General features: G+C 38.9%; 7 protein-coding genes and 1 pseudogene. 7 read left to right on the forward strand and 1 reads right to left on the reverse strand.

Annotated features, from left to right (window positions below; all coding sequences use genetic code 11):
- Positions 1-129: 129 nt before the first annotated feature.
- A complete protein-coding gene (gene sbcB, locus CWB60_RS04270) occupies positions 130-1,575 on the reverse strand; it encodes an exodeoxyribonuclease I (RefSeq protein WP_138577901.1) in 1,446 nt (481 codons plus the stop codon).
- Positions 1,576-2,150: 575 nt separating this feature from the next.
- Here sbcB and CWB60_RS04275 point away from each other — a divergent pair.
- From CWB60_RS04275 to CWB60_RS04305, 7 genes and pseudogenes are all read left to right on the forward strand, one after another.
- Positions 2,151-2,558 carry a hypothetical protein gene (locus CWB60_RS04275; protein ID WP_138577903.1) on the forward strand — a complete coding sequence of 136 codons (408 nt, stop codon included), beginning with the start codon at positions 2,151-2,153 and terminating at the stop codon, positions 2,556-2,558.
- 152 nt (positions 2,559-2,710) lie between these two features.
- Positions 2,711-3,967, forward strand: coding sequence for a cation:proton antiporter (locus tag CWB60_RS04280; protein WP_138577905.1), 1,257 nt, complete (start codon positions 2,711-2,713; stop codon positions 3,965-3,967).
- Positions 3,968-4,237: 270 nt separating this feature from the next.
- Positions 4,238-4,645 carry a hypothetical protein gene (locus CWB60_RS04285; RefSeq protein WP_138577907.1) on the forward strand — a complete coding sequence of 136 codons (408 nt, stop codon included), beginning with the start codon at positions 4,238-4,240 and terminating at the stop codon, positions 4,643-4,645.
- Between the two features lie 266 nt (positions 4,646-4,911).
- Positions 4,912-5,250, forward strand: a complete 339-nt coding sequence (locus CWB60_RS04290; RefSeq protein ID WP_039972209.1) for a hypothetical protein — start codon at positions 4,912-4,914, stop codon at positions 5,248-5,250.
- A complete protein-coding gene (locus tag CWB60_RS04295; protein ID WP_138577931.1) occupies positions 5,243-6,586 on the forward strand; it encodes an SPFH domain-containing protein in 1,344 nt (447 codons plus the stop codon). Before CWB60_RS04290 ends, CWB60_RS04295 begins: the two co-directional genes overlap by 8 nt.
- Before the next feature lie 226 nt (positions 6,587-6,812).
- Positions 6,813-7,082, forward strand: a pseudogene (locus tag CWB60_RS21095) (YrhK family protein).
- Positions 7,083-7,137: 55 nt separating this feature from the next.
- Positions 7,138-7,653 (forward strand): M23 family metallopeptidase, encoded by a 516-nt coding sequence (locus CWB60_RS04305; RefSeq protein WP_138577909.1) that lies wholly within the window; start codon positions 7,138-7,140, stop codon positions 7,651-7,653.
- The last annotated feature ends 295 nt before the right edge of the window (positions 7,654-7,948 follow it).

Below are 7,948 nucleotides of genomic sequence, written 5' to 3' on the forward strand. Positions count from 1 at the left end.
TCATTCGCTTCTCTTTGTGAAAAAATTTTGGCTTTGATTGTAGTAGTAAAGTTATATAAAACAAAAAACGCGACACTTTATTGCTAAAGTGTCGCGTTTTAAAAGTGTTCTACACAAACTTAAACTAAATTACATGCTTTGCGCGTAGTTATATAAAGCCTTTAAAATGGTTAGGTTTTTTTCGCTGTCGTCGTGCTCATGGGCCAAGTTTTCAAGGGTGATCATAAAGTCTTGTGCGCTAATTGAGGGTTGATCTTCTCCGTGCATTAACTTGTTTTGGCAATACTGACGCCATTGGTCAAGCTCTTGCTGGTTTAGCGTTTCTGGCCAGTTTCGTGCACGGTATCTAAACAGTAATGTATTGAATTTTTTATCTTCAAAATCTAAATTTAAGCCCGCTAGCTCGTCTGGTTTAGCATCGCGAATAATCGCAAATTTAGCTTTGTCGGCGTGGCTTGTAAAGCCATCGTAAAGTAAGTAATCAACGTTAGTGGTCGCGCTGTAATCGCCTTTTTCGTTAAACACCTCAGTTACTTTATCGCGAAGCTCGGTATTGGCTTTTAAAATAGCTAAATTAGCGAGGCATTGCTCGCGGTCAATGCCTAAACGGGCTGCGTTTTCAGGCAATAACGTTTTAGCAGGCGCTAAAATAGGGCACTTGTTTAAATGCACCAATTTTAAACCAACAGGTAAATCACCCTCGGCTAAATCAACGCGTTTGGTGTATAAACGATTGCGTAGTTCTTCTACGTTTAAATCAAGCAATACTTGCGGGTTTTGGGTTAAATCAAAACATATAACGGCGTTTTTATTTACCGGATGAAAGCTCATAGGCGCTACCCACGTAGTACAGCCCTGCGTTGCAGGAATGCGTGACGAGGTATGTACCAGCGGCGTCATGTTAAATACATCAACTAACTCACCAAGCGCTTTTTTATTACGCAGCCCAAAAAAGAAGTTATAAAGCTTTGGTTGTTTTTCTTTTATAAGTTTAGCCAGTGCAATAGTGGCAGTTACATCGCTTAGCGCATCGTGCGCAGCGGCGTGTTCAATGCCATTAGCTACCGTTAAATGTTCAAGCTTAAAGCTCGGGCTGCCGTCTTCTTTTAACGGCCATTCAATGCCCTCAGGGCGCAGCGCATAACATGCACGTACTAAATCAATAATATCCCAGCGGCTGTTATTGTTTTTATATTCGCGCTCGTACGGGTCGTAAAAGTTACGGTAAAAGCTATAACGGCTTACTTCGTCATCAAAGCGAATACTGTTATAACCAGCAACACAGGTGTTTGGCGCACTAAATTCAGCGTGAATTTTGGCTATAAACTCAGCCTCAACCAAACCTTTTTGCATCGCCACTTGTGGCGTAATACCGGTAATTAAACATGCCTCAGGGTGAGGCAAGTAATCCGCTTGCGGCTTACAATATTCAATAAGCGGCTCGCCAATTATATTTAAATCAAGATCGGTACGAATTCCCGCAAACTGGCTCGGCTTATCTTTTTGAGGGCTCGCCCCCCAGGTCTCATAATCGTGCCAATAGATTGTTGCTTGATTTTGCTCTTGATATGCCATGCTGAAAACCCTGAGTAGTTAACTTATAAACGCCTAAATACGCGCCAAGTTACTAAAATAATGAATTATTTAGATTATGGCATATGGGCGAGGGAGTTTATAGGTTTGGGTGATAAATGATGTTATGGAACTTTGTAGTAATACGTCAAGTTTGAGTTTTGTTCCAATCCACAATCACGAATTAAAAGTAAGGGGGCGCGCCGTTATAGCCCATGGCTTGCTAACCTTTTTGCAAATAGTTATTACCGGTCCAAAGTAAATCAAACGCAAATTTGCTAAGCACTTGGTGCTATAACAGCTGGTTTGGTGGATAAATGATGCTGCAGACATAGGCTTTAAGTTTGAAGCTGTTATGGAAAAGTTAAGCTACTTGAGCGGACTAAGTAAAGAGCGGGTTCGGTTACTGATTGTATAAATACTAATTGCCGTAAATTAGTAATTTGGCATTAGACTAAAGTCTATAAGTTAATTTTCTTCACTTATTGGTTTTGTTTTAATCGTTTGTCGGTTTTGTGTTAATTCTCTAAAGTTGAATTGTCGGCAACAAGCACGACTAACTCAACAGGAATATAATCATGAAAAGCTCACTTATCAAAACCATCGCTCTTGGCTCTTTATTAACTTGCTCAGCTGCTGTAATGGCTGATACAAGTGACTACAAATTAATGGTTATCGAACAAGCGACTGCACCGCAGCCAATTGAGCAGTCATTTAATAGTTGCGCACTTAATGTTAAGTCAAAAAACTATGCCGAGGCTGAAGCAATTTGTACAAAAGCAATTGCACTTTTAAAAGGTGCAGACGGCCCTAAATTTAAAGTACGCCAACTTACGTCATTCGCGTTAAGTAACCGAGGTGTTGCGCGCTTAAAATCAAATAATGACACAGCAGCCATTGCTGATTTGTACGAGGCAGCGCAAATGTCTAACAGTACAATGGTATCGCATAATTTAACACTTGCTAAAGAAGAGCTTGCGCTATAAAAAAGCACTAAACATGCTTTAATTAAGCCAGTGTATAAAAAGCCCATGTTAGGTTTATTCTTAACATGGGCTTTTTGCGTTGCACGGTTAAAAAGTGCATTTCATAAAAGTGGAAACTACTTATTAGGCTTTAAATTTAAGAGAGCTAGATTATGGATGTCACGAGTACGTTGAGTATATTTGAAATTAGCGCGATTTTTTTATCTATAACCGCATTGCTTGCTTATATAAATCATCGGTTTATTGGCCTGCCAACCACCATTGGGGTGATGGTTATTTCGCTTTTAGTGTCTATTGCGGCCATATTTTTGGGCTTTTTAGGGTTTGATGAACTTATTGATTACGAAGTAAGCCTACTAGATCAACTCAATTTTACTCATGTATTGCTCGATGGCATGCTCTCAATGCTGCTTTTTGCTGGGGCGCTGCACGTTAATGTAAGTGACTTAAGACGTTATAAATTACCCATAGGTATTTTAGCGTGTGTGGGTACGCTAATTTCAACAGTGATTATTGCTGCAGCGTTATATGTAGTAGTGCCTTTATTGGGATTTAATTTGTCGTTTATATGGTGTTTATTATTTGGTGCGTTGATTTCGCCAACCGATCCGATAGCGGTGATGGGGATTTTACGCTCTGCTGGTGCGCCTAAAAGTATTGAAACCGTAATAGCGGGGGAGTCGCTATTTAATGATGGTATAGGCGTGGTGATATTTGCGCTTTTATTAGGAATTTTAACCAGTGGTGATATGCCAACTACATACTCAGTGGCTCATACACTCGTTGTTGAAGCGGGGGGCGGTATAATATTTGGTTTAATATTAGGCGCTGCTTTAAATTACTTATTAAAAGCAATAGATAGCTACCAAGAAGAAGTATTACTTACGCTAGCGGGTGTTATAGGCGGTTATGCATTGGCGAGTCACTGGCTCTTATCGGGGCCACTTGCGATGGTTATGGTGGGATTAATGGTGGGTAATCATGGCCGTAATTTAGCCATGAGTGATAAAACACGCCACTATGTTGATTTGTTTTGGGAGCTAATTGATGAAATTTTAAATGCCATTTTATTTGTGCTAATTGGCCTTGAAGTGGTAATGATTGTGTACTCAGCTAATTTGCTGGTGGCGGGCGTTTTAACCATTTTAATTGCGCTATGCGCGCGCCTTATTGTGGTTGGCCTAACAACAACTATTTTTAATAAACAGCTCGAGCTGCCCAGCAGTGCATGGAAAGTGTTAACCTGGGGAGGGTTACGTGGCGGTATTTCGGTGGCGCTGGTGTTGCAGCTACCTGATGGATCGCAGCGTAATATATTATTGGCTTTAACTTATGCGGTGGTGGTTTTTTCAATTTTAGTGCAGGGCTTGAGCGTAGGAAAAGTCGCCAAAAGCATAAAAACAAAATAAAGTTTAAAGACTAATTTTTGTACAGCGCACTGGCTTGTATGCGTAGCTACTGCATAGCACTCGTTTTAAAACCTTTTTCAAAACAAGCAGTAATTACGCTGGTTTACACGCTGTTAAACATTCAAATTTGTACGTATATTAGACTAAAGTCTATAGGTTAATTTTCTTCACTTATTGAGTTTGTTTTTCTCGTTTGTCGGCGCTGAGCTATTACTCTAAAGTTCAGTTGTCGGCAACAAGCGCGACTAACTTAATTAGGAAAGACAAACCATGAAACGTACACTTTTAAAAACCATCGCTCTTGGCTCATTACTAACTTGCTCAGCAGCTGTAATGGCTGATTCAAGTGACTACAAACTAATGGTTATCAAAACCGCTACTGCACCATTGCCACTTGAAGAGTCATTCAATAGCTGTGCACTTAACGTTAAATCTAAAAATTACGTTCAAGCTGAAGAAATTTGTACTAAAGCCATTGCACTTTTAAAAGATGCACAAGGCCCTAAATTTAAAGTACGCCAGCTTACATCGTACGCTTTAAGCAACCGTGGCGTTGCACGTTTAAAAGCGCATAACGATACTGCAGCATTAGCTGATTTATACGAAGCAGTACAAATCTCTGAAAACACATTAGTGTCTCATAACTTAACTCGCGCTAAAGAAGAGCTTGCCTTATAAAGCAATTTAATTAGCGAGAGTCACAAAAAAGCCCCTACCGATTTATATTAGGTAGGGGCTTTTTTGTGCGTGTAATAAAATTTTTTATAAAGCTCTCATGTAAATTTAAAAGTGAGAAAGCCCGTATTAGAAAGCTTTATTTTTGGAATTATTACTTTTACCTGTTTTTTATACGAGGTTTCTGTAAAATTAATGAGTTAACATTTGTTATTGATTTATAACACCTGTTATTGACGTAATCATTCAACTGAATATAAGCAGGTTATATGATTTTCTATATTGTTGGGTTGAGTACATTGGTTATTATTTTGTGTTTAGCTATTTATGTTATTTATAGCAATATACGCAAAAACCGAGTAAGGAAAACTAAGGAATACAATGTGCTGTTTGATAAAGACACCATTGTAGATGAGCTTATTACTCAACTTACGGATAAAAACCAAGCCCAAGCAGATAAACATAAAAAAATAAAAGGCAAAGAAGAGATCCTTGCAACATTTATAGAGTTGCATCGCTCAGGTAGTTTTTGTGCGCATTTAAGCGAGCAAGAAATTATTTACTTTGTTAAGAAAAAACTAAACATGGAGAGTAATGAAAATGGGTAGCGATAAAAAAGCGGTTCCAGAAGAAAAGTCACAATCATTTATAGGTCGTTTCGGCCGCCGAAATGTCATTTTAGTAACATCAATAGTGGTTGTGTTGGCTGTTATAGCAACGCTTACTTCACAAGTTATTTCTTGGAACGAAGCTGACGAGCGCTTAGTTCATCAATCGGCGTTTACCGGAAAGTTAACGGTTATTAACCAAGCTGGCCCATACTTAAAAGCATTTGGCACTACATCTGCTTATAAAAAGGTTATATCGATTAACTTTACGGGTGACGAAAACGCGACTGCCAGTGCAATTGTACCTCTTATTCCAATACGCTTTTTGGATACAACAACCGGTGGTGCACGTGGTGTATCGCGCTTTAGGTTGCCAGGCAATGTACCAGCCACTGAAAAAGGTGAATTACGTGGATTACTAAAAATACACGAAGAGTTTGGTTCGCAAGATACGCTTATATCTAATTTACTTATGCGTGCTACTACAGAAAACGTTAAAGCGTCGGCGCGTATGATGTCGGTTGAGCAGCATTATTCTGGTGGAAACGGGCAACTTAGCCAAGACTTCTCTGATCAACTTACTAATGGTATTTTTGTTACTGAGCAAATAATCAGCAGCGGTGAGCGGGATAAAAGCGATGAACTAGGCAGCTTAAGTAAACAGCAGCGTGTAACGGTAAATATTAAATCTGATAAAGAGGGTAAACCGCTGCGTAATGCGCCGATTTTAGGTGCGTATGGTATTACTGTTGTAGATGCAAGTATTATTGATATTGACTACGAAAGTAAAGTAAACGCGCGCTTAGAAGCGCAAAAGCAAGCGGCTGCAGATGAAGCCTTGGCACGTCAAAATCTTAAAAAAGCAGAGCAACAAGCGCGTACAGAAGTTGCCTTAGGCGAACAAGCAATAGCAAAGCAGCGGGCAGAGTCTGAAAAGCTTAAAATTAAAGAGCAAATCGATGCCGAGCGTATTAAAGCGAATGCTATTATTTCTGCGCAGCAACGTGTAGCTGTAAAAGCTGAGTTGGCTAAAGAGCAAGAAGAGATATTAAAGCAACAGCGTTTAGAAGCACTAGGCATGGATGTGTTAGCTGAGGCACGCTTACGTGCTAAATCAGCAGCGCTTGATCCTAAATATGTGTTTGATGAAACATTAAAAGCTGAGGTGAAAATTCAAACTGCTTTATTCAATAGTTTAGGAAAAAGCCGTTTAGTGCCTGAAATTGTAATAGGTGCAGGGCAGGGCGAACAAAGCAATGGTTCTGAATTTATGCGATTATTAGCGGCAGATGCGGCTTTAAGTCTTAAAAAACGTTTAGAAAAAGACCAAAAATAAACAATTAAATATACAAGCAATAGTGAGTTTTTAGTTATAAAGACTCTACACCAATAAAAACGCTGGCTGATATATCAGGCAGCGTTTTTTATTGTGTGTTTTTTGCTATTGTATTATGCAAATAAGCCTATACCAATTCGCAATAATACTTAATTAAGCGAATTGGTATTAGATGCTAGTGAAAACAGTTTTTTTAATTACACAGTAAAAAGAGTGAGTAGTATTGATGGGCTCCAGCAAAAATCAGCTTAATTTAGACTTAGGACAAGAGCATATTACTATCCAACGCCGTTATGAAGCATTAGGCGCAGTTAACGATTTTTTAATTGCGGTGTGGTTTTTAATTGGTAGCTTTTTCTTTTTAAATGAGTCATTAGTTTAAAGCGGTACCTGGCTTTTTATAGCTGGCAGTGCGCAATTAATAATAAAACCTGTATTAAAATTAATGAGTTTAGTTCACGTTAAAAAAGTGTTTCGTTCTAACAATACTCACTAGGCGTTCAGGTATTGTAATTAATAATTTAATGACTATTCACAGCAAAGGTAATGCATTGAAACTACTAAAGTGGACTTTGGGCGCAGTTATAATTTTATTAATAGTGGGTTTACTCATTCCTGAGAAGCTAGTAGTTCCTGTGCAAGGCGCTACAAGTAAGGATTGGAACCACAATACGTTTTGGTATGAGCCGTGGGGGCGCTCGGGTGTGCATAAAGGAATTGATATTTTTGGCGCTAAAAACACGCCTGTGGTTGCAGCAACAAGCGGTATTGTTATTTTTTCAGGTGAACTAAACCGAGGTGGCAAAGTGGTTGCGGTATTAGGTGCAAAATGGCGAGTGCATTATTTTGCACATTTAAATGACTACCATGTAAGTGCAGGGGATGTAGTTAGCATAAACAGCCAAATTGGCTTACTGGGCGATACAGGTAATGCCGCAGGAAAGCAACCTCATGTGCATTATTCTATATTATCGCTTATGCCTATGCCGTGGCTTTTTACAACACAAAGCCAAGGGTGGAAAAAAATGTTTTTTTTAAACCCACATAAAAAGTTAACTGCTAACTAACTCAGTTTTACTTATAGGTGGGCCTTTACTAATAAACTGCCAACGTAGTTAACTCGCTTGTTTTTGCTGTATTTTTTTAAAGTGAAAGAAACGCTATTTAAAGCAGGTGTTAGACTAAAGTCTATAGGTTAGATTTTCTCACTTATTAGGTTTGTTTTTATCGTTTGTCGGGGCAAGAGGATTTATCTAAAGTTAAGTTGTCGGCAACAAGCACGACTAACCAAACAGGAAGATAATCATGAAACGTACACTTTTAAAAACCATCGCTCTTGGCTCATTATTAACTTGCTCAGCT

It is taken from the genome of Pseudoalteromonas sp. S327, assembly GCF_005886415.1.
GTDB classification, from domain to species: domain Bacteria; phylum Pseudomonadota; class Gammaproteobacteria; order Enterobacterales; family Alteromonadaceae; genus Pseudoalteromonas; species Pseudoalteromonas atlantica.

Bases quoted from the DNA above. Each gene is read 5' to 3' on its own strand.
- CWB60_RS04285 (WP_138577907.1), top strand. From the start codon at position 4,238: ATGAAACGTACACTTTTAAAAACCATCGCTCTTGGCTCATTACTAACT.
- CWB60_RS04295 (WP_138577931.1), top strand. From the start codon at position 5,243: ATGGGTAGCGATAAAAAAGCGGTTCCAGAAGAAAAGTCACAATCATTT.
- CWB60_RS04275 (WP_138577903.1), top strand. From the start codon at position 2,151: ATGAAAAGCTCACTTATCAAAACCATCGCTCTTGGCTCTTTATTAACT.
- CWB60_RS04280 (WP_138577905.1), top strand. From the start codon at position 2,711: ATGGATGTCACGAGTACGTTGAGTATATTTGAAATTAGCGCGATTTTT.
- CWB60_RS04290 (WP_039972209.1), top strand. From the start codon at position 4,912: ATGATTTTCTATATTGTTGGGTTGAGTACATTGGTTATTATTTTGTGT.
- sbcB (WP_138577901.1), bottom strand. From the start codon at position 1,575: ATGGCATATCAAGAGCAAAATCAAGCAACAATCTATTGGCACGATTAT.